General features: G+C 68.7%; 18 protein-coding genes. 9 read left to right on the plus strand and 9 right to left on the minus strand.

From position 1 onward, the window contains the following. Positions 1-44 precede the first annotated feature (44 nt). The 5 genes from J3S89_RS17265 to J3S89_RS17285 all read left to right on the plus strand — a co-directional run bounded on the left by J3S89_RS17265 (position 45) and on the right by J3S89_RS17285 (position 5,423). Positions 45-1,583 carry an ABC transporter substrate-binding protein gene (locus tag J3S89_RS17265; protein ID WP_217929051.1) on the plus strand — a complete coding sequence of 513 codons (1,539 nt, stop codon included), beginning with the start codon at positions 45-47 and terminating at the stop codon, positions 1,581-1,583. A 105-nt stretch (positions 1,584-1,688) separates the two neighbouring features. Further along, positions 1,689-2,630 carry an ABC transporter permease gene (locus J3S89_RS17270; protein WP_217929053.1) on the plus strand — a complete coding sequence of 314 codons (942 nt, stop codon included), beginning with the start codon at positions 1,689-1,691 and terminating at the stop codon, positions 2,628-2,630. After that, the gene (locus tag J3S89_RS17275) at positions 2,627-3,481 is read left to right on the plus strand and encodes an ABC transporter permease (RefSeq protein WP_217929055.1); all 855 of its coding nucleotides are present in this window, start codon (positions 2,627-2,629) and stop codon (positions 3,479-3,481) included. Before J3S89_RS17270 ends, J3S89_RS17275 begins: the two co-directional genes overlap by 4 nt. Then, a complete protein-coding gene (locus J3S89_RS17280) occupies positions 3,478-4,452 on the plus strand; it encodes an ABC transporter ATP-binding protein (RefSeq protein WP_217929057.1) in 975 nt (324 codons plus the stop codon). Before J3S89_RS17275 ends, J3S89_RS17280 begins: the two co-directional genes overlap by 4 nt. Next, a complete protein-coding gene (locus tag J3S89_RS17285) occupies positions 4,452-5,423 on the plus strand; it encodes an ABC transporter ATP-binding protein (protein ID WP_217929059.1) in 972 nt (323 codons plus the stop codon). Before J3S89_RS17280 ends, J3S89_RS17285 begins: the two co-directional genes overlap by 1 nt. Before the next feature lie 61 nt (positions 5,424-5,484). Here J3S89_RS17285 and pdxA read toward each other — a convergent pair whose 3' ends face one another. Beyond that, entirely contained in the window at positions 5,485-6,483 is a 999-nt protein-coding gene (gene pdxA / locus J3S89_RS17290) for a 4-hydroxythreonine-4-phosphate dehydrogenase PdxA (RefSeq protein WP_217929060.1), read from the minus strand. Positions 6,484-6,639: 156 nt separating this feature from the next. Here pdxA and J3S89_RS17295 point away from each other — a divergent pair, with 156 nt between their 5' ends. The 3 genes from J3S89_RS17295 to J3S89_RS17305 all read left to right on the plus strand — a co-directional run bounded on the left by J3S89_RS17295 (position 6,640) and on the right by J3S89_RS17305 (position 9,774). Then, positions 6,640-8,013, plus strand: a complete 1,374-nt coding sequence (locus J3S89_RS17295) for a four-carbon acid sugar kinase family protein (protein ID WP_217929061.1) — start codon at positions 6,640-6,642, stop codon at positions 8,011-8,013. 126 nt (positions 8,014-8,139) lie between these two features. Next, positions 8,140-8,898 carry a DeoR/GlpR family DNA-binding transcription regulator gene (locus tag J3S89_RS17300; protein ID WP_217929062.1) on the plus strand — a complete coding sequence of 253 codons (759 nt, stop codon included), beginning with the start codon at positions 8,140-8,142 and terminating at the stop codon, positions 8,896-8,898. A gap of 15 nt (positions 8,899-8,913) precedes the next feature. Next, the gene (locus tag J3S89_RS17305; protein ID WP_217929063.1) at positions 8,914-9,774 is read left to right on the plus strand and encodes a class I fructose-bisphosphate aldolase; all 861 of its coding nucleotides are present in this window, start codon (positions 8,914-8,916) and stop codon (positions 9,772-9,774) included. A gap of 174 nt (positions 9,775-9,948) precedes the next feature. Here J3S89_RS17305 and J3S89_RS17310 read toward each other — a convergent pair whose 3' ends face one another. Beyond that, the gene (locus J3S89_RS17310) at positions 9,949-11,820 is read right to left on the minus strand and encodes a TRAP transporter large permease (protein WP_217929064.1); all 1,872 of its coding nucleotides are present in this window, start codon (positions 11,818-11,820) and stop codon (positions 9,949-9,951) included. A gap of 4 nt (positions 11,821-11,824) precedes the next feature. Continuing rightward, positions 11,825-12,844, minus strand: a complete 1,020-nt coding sequence (locus tag J3S89_RS17315) for a TRAP transporter substrate-binding protein (RefSeq protein WP_217929065.1) — start codon at positions 12,842-12,844, stop codon at positions 11,825-11,827. A 124-nt stretch (positions 12,845-12,968) separates the two neighbouring features. Between J3S89_RS17315 and J3S89_RS17320 the strand changes: the two genes are divergently transcribed. After that, positions 12,969-13,526: a VOC family protein gene (locus tag J3S89_RS17320; protein ID WP_217929066.1), complete on the plus strand. Its 558-nt coding sequence runs from the start codon at positions 12,969-12,971 to the stop codon at positions 13,524-13,526. Between the two features lie 144 nt (positions 13,527-13,670). Here the strand turns inward: J3S89_RS17320 and J3S89_RS17325 are convergent, their stop codons facing one another. The 6 genes from J3S89_RS17325 to J3S89_RS17350 all read right to left on the minus strand — a co-directional run bounded on the left by J3S89_RS17325 (position 13,671) and on the right by J3S89_RS17350 (position 19,470). Next, complete coding sequence (locus tag J3S89_RS17325; protein WP_217929067.1) at positions 13,671-14,573, minus strand: 2-dehydro-3-deoxygalactonokinase; 903 nt, start codon at positions 14,571-14,573, stop codon at positions 13,671-13,673. 1 nt (position 14,574) lies between these two features. Then, a complete protein-coding gene (locus J3S89_RS17330) occupies positions 14,575-15,219 on the minus strand; it encodes a 2-dehydro-3-deoxy-6-phosphogalactonate aldolase (protein WP_217929069.1) in 645 nt (214 codons plus the stop codon). A gap of 53 nt (positions 15,220-15,272) precedes the next feature. Continuing rightward, positions 15,273-16,421 carry a galactonate dehydratase gene (gene dgoD / locus J3S89_RS17335; protein WP_217929071.1) on the minus strand — a complete coding sequence of 383 codons (1,149 nt, stop codon included), beginning with the start codon at positions 16,419-16,421 and terminating at the stop codon, positions 15,273-15,275. A gap of 22 nt (positions 16,422-16,443) precedes the next feature. After that, on the minus strand, positions 16,444-17,775 hold the full coding sequence (locus J3S89_RS17340; protein WP_217929072.1) for a TRAP transporter large permease: 1,332 nt from the start codon (positions 17,773-17,775) through the stop codon (positions 16,444-16,446). Positions 17,776-17,777: 2 nt separating this feature from the next. Continuing rightward, positions 17,778-18,353: a TRAP transporter small permease subunit gene (locus tag J3S89_RS17345; protein WP_217929073.1), complete on the minus strand. Its 576-nt coding sequence runs from the start codon at positions 18,351-18,353 to the stop codon at positions 17,778-17,780. A gap of 94 nt (positions 18,354-18,447) precedes the next feature. Beyond that, a complete protein-coding gene (locus J3S89_RS17350) occupies positions 18,448-19,470 on the minus strand; it encodes a TRAP transporter substrate-binding protein (RefSeq protein ID WP_217929074.1) in 1,023 nt (340 codons plus the stop codon). Positions 19,471-19,481 lie beyond the last annotated feature (11 nt).

Genomic DNA, 19,481 nt, shown 5'->3' on the forward strand with positions numbered 1-19,481 from the left:
CCCGGCCGATCCGGTTGGTGCGATCGAGACGAGAGGAAATGACGATGAAGCGATACTTGTTCGCCGCCGCCGCCCTGCTGCTGGCGCCGATCGCCACCGCCCGGGCCGAGACCGTGCTCAACGTCGGCATGGCCGCCGCCGACATCGGCCAGATCGATCCCCACCGCGCCACCTCCACCCAGGACAAGCCGGTGGTGTCGTGGATGTTCAACGGCCTCGTCCGCTTCAAGCCCGGTTCCGCCAGCCTCGAGGCGCTCGAGCCGGATCTCGCCGAGAGCTGGGAGAAGTCCGCCGACGGCAAGACCTGGATCTTCCATCTGCGCAAGGGCGTGAAGTTCCACGGCGACTGGGGCGAGATGACCGCCGAAGACGTCGTCTATTCGCTGAAGCGCGCCGGCGACAGCAAGACCTCCTCCTTCGCCGCCGACTATTCGGTGATGGAGAGCATCGAGGCGGTGGATCCCTATACCGTCAAGATCGTGCTGAAGAAGCCGATCCCGGCCCTGCTCGGTCTCGTCGCCAACTATCACGGCGGCAACATCGTCTCCAAGAAGGCGGCCGAGGCCCTCGGCGCCGACTTCCGCACCAAGCCGGTCGGCACCGGCCCCTTCCAGGTGGTCGACTACAAGTCGAACGAGAGCCTGACCTTCGCCGCCAATCCCGCCTATTTCCGCGGCGTGCCGAAGATCGACAAGATCGTCTATCGCTTCATCCCGGCCGACGCCTCGCGCGATCTCGCCTTCTCGTCGGGTGAACTCGACATCGTCTACGGCCGCCAGGACCAGCGCTGGGTCGAGCGCTTCTCCAAGGAGCCGAACACCGTCGTCGAGGTGGTCAAGCCGGCCGAACTGTCGATCCTGCATCTCAACACGACGATGAAGCCGCTCGACGACAAGCGCGTCCGTCAGGCCGTCGCCTATGCGGTCGATCGCGCCCAGATCGCCGGCTTCAAGGGCGCCTCCACGGCGGTTCCCGCCATCTCGGTGGTGCCGTCGGGTTATCTCGGCACCGACGAGCAGGCCAAGCTCTATCCCCACGACATCGCCAAGGCCAAGGCCCTGCTCGCCGAGGCCGGCTACCCGAACGGGGTCACCATCAAGGTGATCCAGACCAGCCTGCCGACCATGCTCAACTCGATGCAGATCGTGCAGAGCCAGCTCAAGAAGGCCGGTATCGACCTGCAGCTCGAGGTGGTCGATCATCAGACCTTCCACGCCCGCATCCGCAAGGACGAATCCGGCGCGGTCTACTACGCCGCCGCCCGCTTCCCCGTCGCCGACGTCTATCTGCGCCAGTTCTTCCACTCCGCCGCGACCGTCGGCACCCCGACCGCGGTGACCAACTTCTCGCACTGCGCCGTCGCCGACAAGGAGATCGACGCCGCCGCCATCGAGCCCGATGCCGCGAAGCAGAAGGACCTGTGGAAGGTCGCTCAGGCCAAGGTCATCGACGACGTCTGCGCCGTTCCGCTCTACGAGCAGCTCCAGGTGTGGGCCCGCAAGACCAACGTCGACTACGGGTACGAGTTCCAGGGCGCGATCCATCTCGGCCCGGTCGTCACCGAGCTGACCAACAAGAAGTGAGTGTCGTGGCGCGTCTCGGCGCGCCACGTCTCCTCCTCGACGAGAAGCCGCAGGGCGCGACGGTCCGCCGCCGCGCCCCCTCCTTCCTCTCCTGCGGGGTGAGCCATGTTTCGGTTCGTGATCAAACGACTGCTCGTCGCCATACCGACCTTGTGGGCGGTGCTGACCACGGTCTTCGTCCTCATCCGGGTGGTCCCGGGCGATCCGACCATCATCATCCTCGGCGATCAGGCGAGTGAGGCCGCGCGCGAGGCGCTGCGCGAGAAGCTCGGCCTCGCCAAGCCGATCCTGTCGCAATATTTCGACTTCCTGTGGCAGGTGCTGCACGGCGATCTCGGCCGCTCGCTCGCCACCAACCGGCCGATCGTCGACGACGTCCTGTCGGTGCTGCCCTTCACCATCGAGCTGACGCTCGCCTCGCTCCTGGTCGGCGCGGTGATCGGCATTCCCCTCGGCGTTCTCGCCGCCGAACGGCGCGACGGCTTCGCCGACTGGTTCGCCCGCATCTTCTCCCTCGCCGGCGTCTCCTTCCCGGCCTTCGTCTCCGGCATCCTGCTGCTGATGGTCTTCTCGGTCGAATTGCGCTGGTTCCCGGTGATCTCCACCGCCAACACCGCCGACCCGATCGAACGCCTCCGCGCCCTGGTGCTGCCGGCGATCAACCTCGGTCTCCTGATGGTCGCCTACGTCACCCGCGTCACCCGCTCCGGCATGCTCAAGGCGCTCGGCGAGGACTACGTCCGCACCGCCCGGTCGAAGGGCCTCGGGCGCCGGCTGGTGGTGTGGCGTCATGCCTTCCCGAACGTCCTGGTGCCGATCGTCACCGTGGTCGGGCTCTATCTCGGCGTCCTCATCGGCAACGCCGTCCTGACCGAGATCGTCTTCAACCGCCCCGGCATCGGCAAGCTGATCGTCACCGCCCTCAATCAGCGCGACTACACGCTGCTCCAGGGCCTGATGGTGATCACCGCCTTCGCCATCGTTCTCGCCAACATCCTGACCGACCTCACCTACGGTCTGGTCGACCCGCGGGTGAAGACCTCATGAGCGCCTCCTCCTCCGCCCGCCGCAACACCGTGGCCTCGCGCGCCCTGCGCTCGCCCGGTCTCGCCTTCGGCTTCGTCGTCGTGGTGGTGATGATCGTCGCCGCCCTGATCGCGCCCTGGGCCTCGCCCTTCGATCCGGACGCGCAGGACGTCATGCTCGTTCTCTCGCCGCCCGATACGACCCATCTCTTCGGCACCGACGCCTTCGGCCGCGACGTCTTCTCGCGCATCCTCTGGGGCGCGCGGATCTCGCTCACCGTCGGCTTCCTCGCCACCGCCGTCGGCGTGGTGATCGGCACGGTCATCGGCGTCGTCGCCGGCTACTACGGCGGGGTGATCGATCGCCTCGTGGTCGCGGCGACCGACGTGCTTCTGAGCTTTCCGCAGCTGATCATGGGCCTCCTCCTGGTCGCGGTGCTCGGCGCCTCGCTCACCAATCTGGTGATCGCCATCGCGGTGACGGCGGTGCCCGCCTTCGTGCGGCTGGCGCGCGGCTCGACGCTGGCGATGCGCGAGCGCGACTTCGTCGATGCCTGCCGCTCGCTCGGCTATTCCGACCTGCGCATCATGTTCCTGCATGTGCTGCCGAACATCCTCGACGAACTGGTGGTGATGGCCTCGCTGTGGCTCGCCGCCGCCATCCGCACCGAATCGACCCTCGCCTTCATCGGCCTCTCGGTGCCGCCGCCGACCGCCACCTGGGGCGGCATCGTCCGCGAGGGTTTCGACAATCTGCTCGACGGCCCCTGGCTCGCCGTCTTCCCCAGCCTCGCCATCCTCGCCGTGATGATCGGTCTCAACCTGATCGGCGACGGCCTGCGCGACGCCTCCGACCCGAGGGCCCCGCAATGACCGCGACACCTCCCCCCCTGGTGGTCGAGGGGCTCACCACCTCGATCCGCCTCGACGGCCGCCTCCACCATGTCGTGCGCGACATCTCCTTCGAGATCCGCGCCGAGGAAACCCTCGCCCTGGTCGGCGAGAGCGGTTGCGGCAAGTCGATGACGGCCCTGTCGGTGACCGGCCTCTTGCCGCCGATCGCCTCGGTCACCTCCGGCCGCATCCTGGTCGAGGGCGTCGACATGGTCGCCGCCTCCGAGAAGACCCGCGAGGATCTGCGCGGCGATCGCATCGGCATGATCTTCCAGGAGCCGATGACCTCGCTCAATCCGGTCCTGCCGATCGGCTTCCAGGTCGGCGAGGCCCTGATGCGCCATCACGGCCTGTCGAAGAAGGCGGCCCGCGAACGCGCCCGCGAATTGCTCGAGTTGGTGCGGGTGCCGGCGGCGGCGGAGCGGCTCGACGCCTATCCGCATCAGTTCTCCGGCGGCATGCGTCAGCGCGTGATGATCGCGCTGGCGCTCGCCTGCCGGCCGTCGGTGCTGATCGCCGACGAGCCGACGACCGCCCTCGACGTCACCATCCAGGCTCAGGTTCTGGCGCTCGTCGCCGATCTTCAGAAGCGCGAGGGCCTCGCCGTTCTGCTCATCACCCACAATCTCGGCGTGGTCGCCTCGGTCGCCGATCGGGTCATGGTGATGTACGGCGGCGACGTGGTGGAGAGTGCCCCGGTGAAGGCCTTCTTCGACCGGCCGACCCATCCCTATTCGCAGGCGCTGCTCGCCGCCATGCCGCGCATCGAGGGCGACGGCCAGCTGAAGCCGATTCCCGGTCAGGTTCCGCCCCTCACCGAAATGCCGTCCGGCTGCCGGTTCCAGTCGCGCTGCCCCCTGCGGCAGGAGATCTGCGATCGGTTGCCCGAGATGACGCCGGTCGGCGGCGATCCCGAACACAAGGTTCGCTGCTGGGCGAGGAGCGAGTGATGAACGCCACCCCTCTTTTGGACATCCGCGACCTGCGCAAGGTCTTCACCACTCGCAAGGGCTGGCCGATCCCCAAGGTCACCCATGTGAAGGCGCTCGACGGCGTCTCCTTCACGGTCGGGCGCGGCGAGGTGGTCGGCGTGGTCGGCGAGAGCGGTTGCGGCAAGTCGACCGTCGCCCGCGTCGCGCTCCGCCTGATGGAAGCCGACGGCGGCTCGGTCGGCTTCGACGGGGCCGACGTGCTCGAGGCCTCGCGGCTCGACATGCGCGGCTTGCGTCGGCGCATGCAGATGGTCTTCCAGGACCCCGCCTCCTCGCTCGACGGGCGCCAGCGCATCGTCGACGCCCTCGGCGAACCGCTGAAGGTCCACGGCCTCGCCGACCGTTCGACGGTGCGCGACGAGGTCGCCCGGCTCCTCGACGAGGTCGGCCTGCCGCGCAGCGCCCTCGATCGCTATCCGCACGAATTCTCCGGCGGCCAGCGCCAGCGCATCGGCATCGCCCGCGCGCTCGCCCTGAAGCCGGATCTGATCTTCGCCGACGAGCCGGTCTCCGCGCTCGACGTCTCGGTCCAGGCCCAGATCCTCGAGCTGCTGCGCCGGATCCGCGCCGAGCACAACCTCGCCTTCGTCTTCATCTCGCACGATCTCGGCGTCGTCCGCTTCTTCTGCGATCGCGTCGTCGTCATGTATCTCGGCCGGGTGGTCGAGGTCGGCCCGGTGCCGGAGATCTTCGTCGAGCCGCTCCATCCCTATACGCGGCTCCTCAAGATCTCCTCGCCCGAGCCGGATCCGGCCGTCGCCGTCGCCATGACCTTCCAGGACGGCGAGCCGCCCTCGCCGACGGCGCCGCCGCCGGGATGCCATTTCCACCCGCGCTGCCCCGGCGCGACCGAACGCTGCCGCACCGAGAAGCCGGAGTTGCGGACGCTGGGTGAGGCCCGCTCCGTCGCCTGCCATCATCCATTGTGAAGGCGCGCGCGCCCCGCCGCTCTCCGGCGGGGCCGAGAGGAGCGGCGTCGCGCCGCGATCCTCACGCCGCCGGAGCGGGGGAGGGGAGCGGCTTCATCCGCCGCGCCATGGCGATCGCCGCCCTCATGTTGCTCGGGTCGGCGACGCCGGTCCAGGCGATGTCGAAGGCGGTGCCGTGGTCGACCGAGGTCCGCAGCACCGGCAGGCCGGCGGTGACGTTGACGCAGTCGTGGCCGCCGATCAGCTTGGCCGGGATGTGGCCCTGGTCGTGATATTGCGCGACGACGATGTCGTAGCGCCCGTCGATCGCCTGCTGGAACACCACGTCGCCCGGCACCGGCCCGGTCGCGTCGAGCCCCTCGGCGCGGGCCGCCGCCACCGCCGGGCCGACGAAGTCGTCGTCCTCCGAACCGTAGAGCCCGCCCTCGCCGCAATGGGGATTGAGCCCGGCGACGGCGATGCGCGGCCGCGTCAGGCCGGTGGTGCGCATGTGCGCGTCCGCCGCGCGGATCGTCTCGAGGATCAGGGGCGTCCGGCAGAGGTCGGCCGCCTGATGCAGCGAAACGTGGGTCGAGACGTGGATCACCGAAAACTGCGGGCTCGCCAGCACCGCGTAGTTCTTCTTCACCCCGGTGAAGTGCGAGAGCAGCCCGGCGTGACCGTTGAGCGCGTAGCCGGCCATCCGGAGCGCGGCCTTGTTGATCGAGGCGGTGCAGATCACGTCGATCGCGCCGGCGAGCGCGAGGCGGACCGCCAGCTCGACGCAGCGCTTGCCCGCCTCGCCGGCGTCGGCCGAGAGCCGCCCGGGAAGGATCGTGTCGCGATTGGGGGCCTCGACGGCGAGCAGCGCCACCCCGCCCGTCGGCACCTCGGCGGCGTCGGCGACCTCGACGAAGGCGAAGTCCGCGCCGATCAGATCGCGCGCCCGGGTCATGAAGACGGGGTCGCCGACGACCACGCATCCCGCCCGCTCGGCCGGGCTCATCGCCGCCAACGCCTTGCAGACCACCTCCGGCCCGATTCCCGCCGGGTCGCCCATGGTGATGCCGATCCTGTTCATGAATCTCGATCCTTCTCGCCGCCCCTCGCACATATCGAGTGACATACGGTCACATTATCACATGTTTTTTGTTCCAAACAATCATTGTCGATGGTATGAATGTGCAATCGCCGTCGATCCCCGGCTTCGGGGGCGACGCACGACGAGGCGCAGACCATGACCGATCCGACCGCCGCGGCGCCCGCGCCGCTGATCACCTTCTATGGCGACGACTTCACCGGCTCGACCGATTCTCTGGAGGCGCTGGCGATGGCCGGCGTTCCCGCCAAACTGTTCCTCGAGCCGCCGTCGCCGGCCGATCTCGCCCGTCATCCCGGCCTCGCCGCGATCGGCGTCGCCGGCACCAGCCGCAGCCGCTCGCCGGCGTGGATGGACGCCGAACTGCCGGCGGTCTTTGCGAAGTTGCGCGCCCTCGGCGCCCCGCTCACCCATTACAAGACCTGTTCGACCTTCGATTCGGCCCCCGACGTCGGCAGCATCGGCCGCGCCGCCGACATCGGCCGACGTCTCTTCGGCCCGGCCGTCCTCTGCGTCGTCGGCGTCACCCGCCACGAGCGTTACGTGATCTTCGCCAATCTCTTCGCCGCCGTCAGCATTTCCGGCGGGCGTGAGATCTTCCGCATCGATCGCCACCCGACCATGAGCCGTCACCCGGTGACGCCGATGCACGACGCCGACCTGCGCGCCCATCTCGGCCGCCAGACCGAGGCGCGCATCGAGGGCTTCGATTTCCGCGCGATGACCGCGCCCGACGCCTCCGCCGCGCTCGCCGCCCTCACCGAACGCGCCGACGTCGTCGTCCTCGACACGTTCGACGCGGCGACCACCACCATCGCCGGTCGGCTCCTGGCCGAACACGGCGCCCGCGCCCCGGCCTTCGTCGTCGGCTCCTCCGGCGTCGAATATGCCCTCGTCGATCATCTGACCCGCACCGGCGTGCTGCCGCTCGCGCCGCCGCCCGTGGCGCGAGGGCCGGTCGATCGCCTGATCGCGGTGTGCGGCAGTTGCTCGCCGGTCACCGAGGGCCAGATCGCCTGGGCCGAGGCCAACGGTTTCGCCATCCTGCCGCTCGACACCGTCGCCGCCGTCTCCGGCGACGAGAGCGCCTTCCACGGCGTGCTGGTCGAGGAGATCCGGCGGGCGCTGTCCGAGCGCCCCGGCGTGGTGGTCCATACCGCGCGCGGCCCCTCCGACCCGCGCCTCGCCCCGACCAGGGCGGCGCTGGAGCGGCGCGGTCTCGGCAATTTCGACAGTTCCGCCGTCCTCGGCGGCGCGCTCGGCCGGGTGTTGCGCGACGCGGTCGCCGCCACCGACACCCGCCGCGTCGTGCTCGCCGGCGGCGACAGCGCCAGTCACGCCGTCTCGGCCATGGGCGTCGAGACGCTCGAGGTCGCCGGCCCGCTGGTGCCCGGCGCGCCGCTCTGCCGCATCGCCGCGCCCGACGGGCGCGTCGACGGCGTCGAGATCTCGCTCAAGGGCGGACAGGTCGGCGGCCCCGACTATTTCGCCCGCGTCATGGCCGGCCATTGAGGGCTGAGAGATGACACGCTACCACCGGAAAGGGATGATCGACGCGATCGCGCGGGGCCGGCGCCACGGCCGTCGCCCCGTCTCGAGCCGTGCCGATCCCTCGCCCTTCCTTCGCTGGAGCAGAGCATGAAGCCCGAAGAACGCCGCCGCGCGATCGTCGCCCTGGTGCAGAACGAGAAGACGGTGCAGGTCGACGCCCTCGCCGAACGGCTCGCCGTCAGCCGCATGACCATCCATCGCGATCTCGACCTGCTCGAGAGCCGGGGCCTGCTGCGCAAGGATCGCGGCAGCGCCACCGCCGAGAGCTCGCTCCTGTTCGAGAGCAACTTCCACTACCGCGAGCAGATGGAACAGGCGGAAAAGCGCGCGCTCGCCCGCGCCGCCCGCGCCCTGATCGAGCCCGGCAACGTGATCATGCTCGACGATTCCACGACGACGCTCGCCATCTGCGACGAGCTGGAGACGATCGAGCACGTGACGGTGATCTCCAATTCGCTCGCGGTGTGCGAGCGGCTGCGCTCGCTCACCAACGTCCAGCTGATCCTGACCGGCGGCAACTATTCCGATACGCTCCAGGGCTTCTACGGGCTCATCTGCGAACAGACCCTGTCGCGGCTTCGCGCCGATTGGGCCTTCCTGTCGGCCTCCGCCGCCATCGGCACCGCGCTCTACCATCAGGATCAGGAAGTCGTGCGGATGAAGCGTTCGCTGATGGCGGCGGCCGAGCGCTCCGTCCTGATGCTCACCGCCGGCAAGTTTTCCACGCGTGCTCTCAACCATTTCGCCGACCTCCCGGAGTTCCAGCGCATCTTCATCGACCGTGGTCTCGACGAGACGACGGTTCGGCGCCTCCGTCAGGCCGGGATCACCTTCGACCTCGTGTGAGGGGAAAGTTCGATCATGTCGCAGGCTCTGGGTAAGAAGATCCGCCTCTCCCGTATTCTCGCGTCGCCGGCCCGGAAGGGCTTCTGCGTCGCCTTCGACCACGCCCTCCAGCTCGGGGCGTTGCGCGGGCTCGACACGCCCGAGGCGATGCTCGACGACATGGCCGAGGCCGGCGTCGACGCGGTGATCCTGCCGCTCGGCTCGGCCATGCGCTACGGCCGGCGCCTGGTCGACAACGGCGGCCCCTCGCTGATCCTGCGCCTCGACCAGACCACCATGTGGCGCGAGGGCGGGCCGCTCGCCTATGCCGACGGCCACACCCGTCTCGTCGCCTCGGTCGAGGACGCGGTCCGTCTCGGCGCCGAGGCGGTGATCACCTATCTCTTCGTCGCCCACAACGATCCCGATCTCGAGACCGCCGCGTTCCGCGACAATGCCCTCGTCAATGCCGCCGCCCGCGAGGCCGGCATGGTCCACATCGTCGAGACCATGGGCGCGCGCGGCGCCCTCGCCGGCGACGTCAACGACGGCGACTTCGTCCGCTTCCACGTCCGCGTCGGCATGGAGATGGGCGCCGACGTGGTCAAGACCGACTGGCCCGGCAGCGAGGCCGCCCTGCGCCGCATCGTCGCCGAGACGCCGCTGCCGGTGATGCTCGCCGGCGGACCCGGCAGCGGCTCCGATCGCGGCACCCTCGATCTCGTCCATGCGATCGTGTCGGCCGGCGCCGCCGGCATCCTCTTCGGCCGCGCCATCTTCCAGGCGGAGGAGCCGCTGGCGGTGATGAAGGCCTGCCGCGCTCTCGTCCACGACGGCGTCTCGGTCGACGAGGCGATCGAGACCGCCGGCTTCCGCCGCCGTCCCGTCGCCGCCTGAAGCCCACGCGACATCGAAGTTCCGAGGCCCGGGAGAGCGCCGCTCTCCCGGGCCTCTTCGTCTCCCGCGTGGCGGCGGCCTCGCCGACATCGGCCGTGGATGGCGAAAAACCCCGCGACTCCCAGGGGAATCGCGGGGCTTTCGGGCAGATCCGTCCGTCGGAGGGGAAGGACCTCAGAAGTGCGGATTGCTCAGCCAGGGCACGGCGGCGACCACGGCCGCGGCGGTGAGGAGCGCCGCCATGTAGGGCCAGATCGCGTGCATCGCCTTGTCCGGCTCGACGCGGCCGATGGCGCAGGCTTGGTAGAAGCCGATGCCGAGCGGCGGGGTGAAGAGCCCGAGGCTCATCGAGAGCACCATCATGATCGCGTAGTGGATCGGCTCGATGCCGAGTTCCTTGGCGATCGGGAACAGCAGCGGCGCGAAGACGACGATCGCCGGGATGCCTTCGAGGACCGAGCCGAGCACCGCGAAGACGACGATCGACAGGATCACGAAGCCGGTGGCGCCCCCGGGCATCAGCGTCATCGCGTGGGCGAGCTGCTGGGAGAAGCCCGATTGGGTCAGGGCCCAGGCCATGGCGGTGGCGCAGCCGAGGATGATCATGATCGCCCCCGACAGAGCCAGCGTGTCGCACAGCATCGGCCACACCCGGTCGAGTGGGAAGCGCCGGAACACCAGCACCGCCACCGCCACCGTGTAGACCACGCCGATCGTCGAGACCTCCGTCGCCGTGGCGACGCCGGAGACCACCGCCCAACGGATCAGGGCGAGCAGGAGCAGCGCCGGGATCGACGCGAGCAGGGATGAACGAATCTGGTCCCACGAGGCGCGCTTGGCGCCGGTGGTGTCCTCGCCGCGCGACCGCAGGAAGGCGACGAAGACCAGTCCGAGCGCGCCCACCGCCGCCGGCAGCAGACCGCCGGTGAAGAGCGCCGCGATCGACACGCCCGTGACCGAGCCGACGGTGATCAGCACGATCGATGGCGGGATCGTCTCGGCCATGGCGGCCGACGACGACAGGAGGCCGATCAATTCGCCCGGATCCTTGCCGCGCCGCTGCATCTCCGGCAGCAGAACCGGCGCGATCGCCGCCATGTCGGCGGCCTTCGAGCCGGAAATGCCGGAGACCAGATACATCGCCCCGATCAGCACGTAGGAGAGCCCACCCTTGAAGTGACCGACCAGGGAGACCAGCAGGTTGACCAGCGCGGCGGCGAGCCCGGTGACCTCGATCAGGAGGCCGAGTAGGACGAACAGCGGGATCGACAGCAGCACGAAGGTCGACATGCCCTCGTCCATGCGGCTGATCACGATGCTCATCGGCATGTAGGTCATGAAGGTGAGATAGAGCACCGTCGCCAGCCCGAAGGCGAAGGCGATCGGCGCGCCCCCCAGCACCAGCGCGGTGACGCCGATGCCGAAGAAGACCAGGAGGTTCCAGTTCTCCATGTCCTGGAGCTGGGGCAGGAACACCGTGACGAGCCCGCCGACGACGGCGAAGAGGACGACGGACGCGACGACGTCGAGGAGGCGCGCCCGCTGTACCAGTTGCAGCAGCGCGACCGCCAGCATCAGGCAGACGCCGGTGAGGATCGCCGCCGAGCGCACCGTGTCGGGGAGTTGCAGGGCCGGCGTGGTGATCATCATCTGATCGACCGCGTGTTCATAGGCCGGGGGAATGAGGAGCCCCAGGAACAGGATCACCGCGGCGGAGGAGACGGTCTCGATCCGCGCCGCCCAGGTCTCGGGCAGGAGGCGCGCGATCAGCGTCAGGCGCATGTGGCCGCCGCGATGTTGGGCGACGACGGCGCCGAGCATGCACAGCCACAGGAACAGAATGGAGGCGAGTTCGTCCGACCACACCAACGGCCGATGAAGACCGTAGCGGAAGGTCACGCCCGCGAAGAGAACCAGCACCTCGACCACCACGAGGATCGCGCCGGGGACTTCCGTCACCAGAGCGATGCCGCGTTCGAGGCGCCCGCAGGCGGCCTTCACGGAGGCGAACCCGCCGGAAACCAGGTCCGGCGAGGTCGTGGTCATGGCATCACCCGAGCTTTCCGACGTATTTCTCGAGACGGACCCAGGCGTCCTCGCCGAATTTCTCGCGCCACTGGACATAGAATCCGGCCTTCTTCAGAACCTCGCGGAACGGCGCGGGGTCGGGCCGGCTGAAGACCATGCCCTTGCCCTCGAGCTCCGACTGGAGCGAGGCGTTCAGCTTGGCGATGTCCTCGCGCTGCGCCACGCCCGCCTCGTTGAGGGCGGTCTCGGCGATCTTGCGCATGTCCTCGGGCAGACGATACCAGGTCTTGCCGGAGGCGACGAACAGGTAGCCGTCCCAGATGTGGTTGGTCAGCATCCCGTATTTCTGGACTTCGTAGAGCTTGGCCGTCTGGATGATCGGCAGCGGGTTCTCCTGCGCGTCGACGACCTTGGTCTGGAGCGCGGTATAGACTTCGGAGAACTGCATCGAGGTCGGCGCCGCGCCGAGCGCCTGGAACAGGCTGATCGACAATTGGCTGACCGGCACGCGGATCTTGATGCCGGCGAGATCCTCGGGGGTGGCGACCGGCTTGCCCGAGGTGGTCAACTGGCGGAAGCCGTTGTCCCACACCGTGCGCATCATGTGCAGGCCGACCTTCTCGATCTCCGCGCCGATGAAGCCGCCGAGATCGCCGTCCATCGCCGCCCACACCTTGTCGTAGCCGGAGAAGGCGAAGCCGACCGCGTTGATCGGCGCGGCGGGCACCAGGGTGGCGATCACCAGGGCGGAGGGGGTGAAGAAGTCGATCGCCCCGGACCGCACCTGATTCAGCATGTCGGTGTCGCCGCCGAGCTGATTGGAGGGGAAGATCCGGATGTCGAGGTCGCCGTTGGTCGCGGCCTTGATCTTCGCGGCCGCCTCGGCCGCCCGAATGTTCAGCGGGTGGGTCAGCGGCAGATTGTTCCCGTACTTGTAGACGAACTTCGCGGCGGCGCGGGAGCGCACGTGAGGCATGGCGAGACTGAGGGGGCCGGCCAGGAGGGCGGCCTCGAGCACGGTCCGGCGGGTGATGGCAGACATCGGTCATTCACTCCCATTTTTGATTTATCGTGATCGTTTGTAACATAACTCATGTGATTTGTGTTGTCTATCGGTGTTCGATTTGTTAGAACCCCTGCGACACGCCATCACAGGGAGAGCGGTCATGAGCAGGTTGTTCGGTGAGATCCGCCAGATCGGCTATGTCGTCGAGGACATCGAGGCGGCGATGCGGCACTGGACGGAGACCCTCGGCATCGGGCCGTGGTTCTATGCCGAGCGCATCGTCGATCGCGACTTCACCTATCGCGGGCGGCCCTCGCCGATCGAGCGGTCGGTGGCGCTGGCCAATTCCGGCTTCATCCAGATGGAGCTGGTCCAGCAGCGCAACGACGCCCCGTCGATGTATCTCGACTTCCTGAAGGCCGGCCACCTCGGCGCCCAGCACTTCGCCTACTGGACCACCACCTTCGACGAGCACATGGCGATCGCCGAGAAGGCGGGCCTGAAGGTCGGCATGGGCGGTCAGGTCGGCGCCGGCGGCCGCTACGTCTATTTCGAGACCGACGCGGGCCATCCCGGCACGGTCATCGAGCTCTCCGAGGTCAACGGCCCCAAGGGCGCCCTGTTCGACCTCATCCGTGACTCGAGCGTCGGCTGGGACGGCCGCGACCCGATCCGCGCCTTCCCCGATCTCAACAAGCCGGTCCCACCGCGCGCCTGAACCCGCCATCCGTCTCGGCGCGTGGTTTCGCCGGCCGTCCCTCCACATCCCGGGGAGGGGCGGCCGGCTCTTTCTCGTGGGCGTCGAAGCCATCGCGCCGGCCGTCACCGGCGAAGGGCCGCCGCGCGGCACGGGCGCCGCGGCTCACGCGCCGATGAGGGCGCGGATGCCGTGCAGCGAGGCGTCCATCGCCGGGACGAAGGCGTGGGAGAGCCCCACGTGGCCGAGCGCGATGTCGTAGGGCCGGCGCAGGGCCTCGCCCGCGACCACCAGCACCGGGCCGTCGCCGGCCTCCACGACGCCACGCGCCGCCCGCACCTCCTCGCCGATCAGCACGCCGGAGAGGAAGGAGGCGCTCGTCCGCGCCTCGAGCCGGTCCCAGAGCGTGAGACTGCGTGTGAGGAACAGCGTGTGGAGAAGGCTGACGCTCGCCGCGCTCGCCTCGAGCCCGGCGGTGAAGGCGGCTTCGTCGAAGGGCGCGCCCGCCTCGGCGGTCTTGGCGAGGATGCTGTGGTCGAGCATCACCTGATAGACCTCGCCGGTCATGAAGGTGGTGAAACTCTCGAGCCGTCCGCCGCGCGCCCGCGCCCATTTGCTGTGGGTGCCGGGCAGGCACAGGACCGCGTCCTCGCGTGACGTGAGGGCGAGCGCCCCGAAGATCTGCACCTCCTCGCCGCGCATGACGTCGACGGTGCCGTCGGGCGCCTCGAACCGCGCGCCGGGCACGATCCAGGCGTCGGCGAGCCCGTCGGCGGGAACCACCAGCCGAGCGAGATCGGCGGGACCGAGCGGCAGCGGCGGCTGCGGCGCCGGAGTCCAGCCCTGCGGCGCGCCGACCATGCCGGCCATGTAGATCGGCGGCGGCGGGGTCTCGTCGCGCCACGCGGCGGTCCGCTCGGCGCAATAGGCGGCGAAGGCCGAACGTTCGAGATCGCGCATGCCGCGCCCGGAGGTGATCTCGTCGACGATCGTCCCGTCGGCTTCGATCAGCCGGGCGCGGAAGGACGTGGTGCCCCAGTCGACGACGATCAGGCGTCGCTCGCTCATCTCACGCTCCCGCAAGACGCCGCCATTCGGCGACGAGATCGCGCGCCGCCGCCCCGACCTCGGCGGCCGAACGGCCGGGCGCATAGAGGTTCGACCCGAATCCGAAGCCGTCGAACCCGGCCCGCGCATAGGCCTCCATTTCGGGAAGGCCGATGCCGCCGACCGCGAGCACCTTCGTCCGCGCCGGCAGGACCGCGCGCAGATCCTTGAGATAGGCGGGTCCGAGCCGCGCCGCCGGGAAGAGCTTCAGCCCGGCGGCGCCATGGGCGACCGCGGCGAGCGCCTCGCTCGGCGTCATGCAGCCGATCAGCGGCGTCAGCCCGAGCCGCGCCCCGGCGGCGATCACCGCCGGATCGGTGTTGGGCGTCACCAAGAGTTCGGCATGGAGCGAGGCGAGGCGCTCGGCCTCCTGCGGCTTCAGCACCGTGCCGGCGCCGACCGCGACGCCGGCCGGGCAATGGGCGACGAGCCGGGCGATGCTCTCGAAGGCGGAGGGGCTGTTGAGCGGCACCTCGATCAGACGGAACCCGGCGTCGACCAGGGCGTCGGCGACCGGGAGGACCGCGTCGGGCGTGATGCCGCGCAGGACCGCGACCAGGGGCATCGCGGCGAAGGCCTCGGCGAAGACGGGCGGACGGGGGAACATGGCGGGATCTCCGAGGCGGGAGGGGGAGACGGGGGAGGGGCGGGGCTCGCGCCTCACCATTCGGCGACGCTGCCGTCGGCGTGGCGCCAATTGGGGTTGCGCCAGCGGTGCCCCACCTTCGCCCGCTCCTCGACGAAGGCCTCGTCGATCTCGACGCCGAGCCCGGGGCGATCGAGCAGCGGCAGGTAGCCGTCGACGATGGCGAGCGGGGCCGGATCGACCAGATAGTCGAGCACGTCGTTGTCGCGGTTGTAGTGGATGCCCATGCTCTGTTCCTGGATGAAGGCGTTGTGCGAGACGAAATCCAGGTGGAGCGAGGTGGCGAGCGTCAGCGGCCCGAGCGGGCAGTGCGGCGCCAGCGCGACGTCGTAGGTCTCGGCGAGGGTTGCGATCTTGCGCGCCTCGGTGAGACCGCCGCAATGGCTGACGTCGGGCTGGACGATGTCGACCATCCGCGCCTCCAGAATGTCGCGGAAGGCGGAGCGGTTGAAGAGCCGCTCGCCGGTCGCGATCGGATAGCCGAGGCCCGAGGCGATCTGCGGCAGGCAGTGGAGATGCTCCGGCAGCACCGGCTCCTCGACGAACATCGGATGGAACGGCTCCAACTCGCGCAGGAGCACCTTGGCCATCGGCCGGTGCACCCGGCCGTGGAAGTCGATGGCGATGCCGACGTCGCGCCCGACCGCCTCGCGCGCCTCGGCGACGCGGGCGACCGCGTCGTCGATCTTGGCGTGGCTGTCGACGATGGCGAGTTCCGGCGTCCCGTTCATCTTGAAGGCGGTGAAGCCCTTGGCGACGACCTCGCGCGCCTGCCGGCCGACGTCGGCGGGCCGATCGCCGCCGATCCAGCAGTACATCCGCATCTTGTCGCGCACGGCGCCGCCGAGGAGCTCGTGGACCGGCACCCCGAGCGCCTTGCCCTTGATGTCCCACAGCGCCTGATCGATGCCGGCGATCGCCGACATCAGGATCGGGCCGCCACGATAGAAGGTGCCGCGATAGAGCGTCTGCCAGATGTCCTCGATCCGGCGCGGGTCGCGCCCGATCAACACGTCGGCGAACTCCTGGACGGCCGCCTCGACGGTGGCGGCGCGCCCCTCCATCACCGGCTCGCCCCAGCCGGAGATGCCCTCGTCGGTCTCGATCTTGAGGAACAGCCAGCGCGGCGGCACCTGCCAGGTCTTGATGTGGGTGATCTTCATGGAATGTCTCCCGGGTGCCCGCTCACAGCTTCAGCGGCCACATGGCGATGTCGGGGAAGAAGAGGATCAGGGCGAGGACGATCAACTGCATCACGATGAAGGGCAGCAGCGAGGAGAAGATGTCCTTGAGCGTGATCTCCGGCGGCGCGACGCCCTTCAGATAGAAGGCGGCCGGGCCGAACGGCGGGCTGAGGAAGCTCACCTGCATGTTCACGCAGAACAGGATGCCGAACCAGATCGGGCTGTAGCCGAGCTGCTGGACGATCGGGACGAAGATCGGCAGGGTCAGCATGGCGATGCCGATCCAGTCGAGGAACATGCCGAGCACGATCAGGATCAGCTGCATCACCATGATGATGTAGATCGGATCCGCGTCGATCGACAGGATCGTCTGCGAGACGAAACGGTTGCCGCCCATCAGATTGTAGACGCCGACCAGCGTCGCCGCGCCGATGCCGATCCACACGATCATGCCGCAGGTGGTGATCGTCTGCATGCAGGCTTCGTGGATCAGGCGGAGGGAGAGTTCGCGCCGAATCAGGGTGGCGACGAGCACGCCGGCGACGCCCATCGAGGCCGCCTCGGTGACGCTGGCGACGCCGGTATAGATCGTGCCGAGCACCATCAGCGCGATCATCGCCGGCATCAGGACCGAGCGGATCGCGTCGCGCCGCTGCGTCTTGCGCTCCTCCGGCGGCACCGGCGGCATCGCCGGGGCGAGCGAGGGATCGCGGATGCAGCGCACCAGCACGTAGCCGACGTAGAGCAGCATCAGGATGGTGCCGGGCGTGAAGGCGGCGGTGAAGAGATCGGCGATCGAGACCGAGGCGATCAGGCCGTAGATGATCAGGACGATCGACGGCGGGATCATCGTGCCGAGCGAGCCGCCGGCGCACACCACGCCGATCGAGATCTTGCGATCGTAGCCGAGGCGCAGCATCTGCGGCAGGGCGAGGATGCCGAGCAGCACGATCTCGCCGCCGATGATGCCGGACATGGTCGCCAGGAAGAAGGCGACCACCAGCGTCTGGATGGCGACGCCGCCGGGCATCCGGCCGGCGAGCACCCGCATGCCTCCGAAGAGATCCTTGGCGATACCCGATCTGTCGAGCAGCGACGCCATGAAGACGAACATCGGCACCGCGACCAGGGAATATTCCGTGACGAAGCCGTAGACGCGGCTGATCACCAGGGGAATGGCGTTGGGGCCGAACCAGCCGACGGTGAAGCCGAGCGCCACCAGTCCGGTGACGAAGGCGAGCGGCAGGCCGGTGAGGAGCAGCAGGAAGATGCTGCCGACGAGCACATAGGTGCCCCATTCGATGCCGAGGGCCTGAAGACCGAGACCGGACATGATCACACCTCCTCACGCCGCGTCACGGCGATGAGCGCCTGGACGAGATGCAGCACGATCTGGACGGTCATGATCACCAGCGCGGCGAGGATGATGCCCTTGGTGAGCGTCGGGAACGGCGGGTTCCAGCTGGTGCCGGACCGCTCGAGGGTCCACGCCCCGGAGGGATCGTGCGACGACCGCCAGAAGAGCGTGTAGGCCGCCCAACTCATCCCGCCGCAGAAGCCGAGCGCGATCAAAGCGTTGAGCACGTCGAGCCAGCGCCGGACGCGCGGTGAGACCTGATCGTAGATCACCCGCACGCGGATGTGCTTGTCGCGGGCGAGCGCCACCGGGCCGCCGACGCAGAACATGATGGCGATCAGAAAGACGGTGGTCTCGTGGACCCAGGAGGTCGGGCTGTCGAAGACGTAGCGCGACACGACCTCGCCGACGCTGATCAGCATCGACACGAAGACCAACCAGGAGATGCCCTTGCCGCACCAGTCGATGGCGGCGTCGAAGGGATTGGCGATGTGGCCGTCGGTGGCGTGCTCGAGGGCGACGGTGGCGTCGGCGTCCGAGTTTTGGGCGGACATGGGCGTGGCTCCTCCCGAGAGGGCGCGAAGGGTTTTCGGTCTTCGTGGTTCGGCAGAGAGGCCGCCCCGGCGCGGGGCCGGGGCGAAACCTTCGTCAGAGCAGGTTGCGCTCGGCGAGGAAGGTCGTGACCGAGGTGTAGATCTTCTCGGTCATGGCGTTGCGCTTCGCCCAGTTCCGCCATTCCTGCTGCGCGATCTGGCGGAACTTGCGGCGCTCGTCCGGAGCCATGTCGATGATCTCGATGGTCGGATCCTTCTTGGCCTCGGCGACGGCGGCCAGATCCAGCTTCTTCAGACGGAAGACGAGATCATAGGCGAGCTTGTCGGTGGCGGTGACGAGGATCGCCTTGAGATCGGGCGGCAGGCCGTCCCAGATCTTCTTGTTGATCGACACGTCGACCATCGGCAGCGAGTGGAAGCCGGGGTAGGACGGGAATTTCGCGAACTTGTGCAGGCCCTGGGCCTGGTTGGTGGCGAAGACGGTGTAGTCGGCGGCGTCGATGACGCCCTTCTCGAGCGAGGTGTAGACCTCCGAGCCCGGCAGATTGACCGGAGCGGCGCCGGCCTTGGCGAAGATGTCGTAGACCATGCCTTCGGGGGCGCGGATCTTCAGACCCTTCATGTCGGCGACGGTGCGCAGCGGCTTCTTCGACGGCAGCGATTCCAGGCCGGTCGCGGCGGCGCCGATCAGATGCAGGCCGTAGGGCTCGACCAGCTCGTTGTAGAGCTGCTCGCCGCCGCCGACCTTCATGTATTCGAGGAACTGCAGCGGATCGGACCACGCGCCGACCAGATTGCCGAGCATCGAGAAGGCCGGATTGATGCCCGAGAAGTAGCTCGGGTCGGTCAGATGGCCCTGGAGAATGCCCGAGCCGACCGCGTCGAGGGTCTGGTTGTGGGGAACCACGGCGCCGGTGGGCAGGATTTCGATCTTGATGCGCCCGTTCGACATCGTCGCGATGTTCTGGGCCCATTCCTGCTTGTACTTGAACGTGGGCTCACCGGCCGTCTCGGACGTCTGGAACGTCCACTGATAGTCCGCGGCCAGCGCCGCGCCGGTCATGAGGGCAAAGCCCAACCCGGCGCCCGCCAGGCGCTTCAAGAAGTTTCCGATCATGTGACGACTCC

It is taken from the genome of Pinisolibacter aquiterrae (assembly GCF_019160155.1).
Taxonomy (GTDB): Bacteria; Pseudomonadota; Alphaproteobacteria; order Rhizobiales; family Ancalomicrobiaceae; genus Pinisolibacter; species Pinisolibacter aquiterrae.

What these genes read in the sequence shown, in the direction of transcription:
- J3S89_RS17265 (WP_217929051.1), top strand. Translation starts at nt 45, where the DNA reads ATGAAGCGATACTTGTTCGCCGCCGCCGCCCTGCTGCTGGCGCCGATC.
- J3S89_RS17270 (WP_217929053.1), top strand. Translation starts at nt 1,689, where the DNA reads ATGTTTCGGTTCGTGATCAAACGACTGCTCGTCGCCATACCGACCTTG.
- J3S89_RS17275 (WP_217929055.1), top strand. Translation starts at nt 2,627, where the DNA reads ATGAGCGCCTCCTCCTCCGCCCGCCGCAACACCGTGGCCTCGCGCGCC.
- J3S89_RS17280 (WP_217929057.1), top strand. Translation starts at nt 3,478, where the DNA reads ATGACCGCGACACCTCCCCCCCTGGTGGTCGAGGGGCTCACCACCTCG.
- J3S89_RS17285 (WP_217929059.1), top strand. Translation starts at nt 4,452, where the DNA reads ATGAACGCCACCCCTCTTTTGGACATCCGCGACCTGCGCAAGGTCTTC.
- pdxA (WP_217929060.1), bottom strand. Translation starts at nt 6,483, where the DNA reads ATGAACAGGATCGGCATCACCATGGGCGACCCGGCGGGAATCGGGCCG.
- J3S89_RS17295 (WP_217929061.1), top strand. Translation starts at nt 6,640, where the DNA reads ATGACCGATCCGACCGCCGCGGCGCCCGCGCCGCTGATCACCTTCTAT.
- J3S89_RS17300 (WP_217929062.1), top strand. Translation starts at nt 8,140, where the DNA reads ATGAAGCCCGAAGAACGCCGCCGCGCGATCGTCGCCCTGGTGCAGAAC.
- J3S89_RS17305 (WP_217929063.1), top strand. Translation starts at nt 8,914, where the DNA reads ATGTCGCAGGCTCTGGGTAAGAAGATCCGCCTCTCCCGTATTCTCGCG.
- J3S89_RS17310 (WP_217929064.1), bottom strand. Translation starts at nt 11,820, where the DNA reads ATGACCACGACCTCGCCGGACCTGGTTTCCGGCGGGTTCGCCTCCGTG.
- J3S89_RS17315 (WP_217929065.1), bottom strand. Translation starts at nt 12,844, where the DNA reads ATGTCTGCCATCACCCGCCGGACCGTGCTCGAGGCCGCCCTCCTGGCC.
- J3S89_RS17320 (WP_217929066.1), top strand. Translation starts at nt 12,969, where the DNA reads ATGAGCAGGTTGTTCGGTGAGATCCGCCAGATCGGCTATGTCGTCGAG.
- J3S89_RS17325 (WP_217929067.1), bottom strand. Translation starts at nt 14,573, where the DNA reads ATGAGCGAGCGACGCCTGATCGTCGTCGACTGGGGCACCACGTCCTTC.
- J3S89_RS17330 (WP_217929069.1), bottom strand. Translation starts at nt 15,219, where the DNA reads ATGTTCCCCCGTCCGCCCGTCTTCGCCGAGGCCTTCGCCGCGATGCCC.
- dgoD (WP_217929071.1), bottom strand. Translation starts at nt 16,421, where the DNA reads ATGAAGATCACCCACATCAAGACCTGGCAGGTGCCGCCGCGCTGGCTG.
- J3S89_RS17340 (WP_217929072.1), bottom strand. Translation starts at nt 17,775, where the DNA reads ATGTCCGGTCTCGGTCTTCAGGCCCTCGGCATCGAATGGGGCACCTAT.
- J3S89_RS17345 (WP_217929073.1), bottom strand. Translation starts at nt 18,353, where the DNA reads ATGTCCGCCCAAAACTCGGACGCCGACGCCACCGTCGCCCTCGAGCAC.
- J3S89_RS17350 (WP_217929074.1), bottom strand. Translation starts at nt 19,470, where the DNA reads ATGATCGGAAACTTCTTGAAGCGCCTGGCGGGCGCCGGGTTGGGCTTT.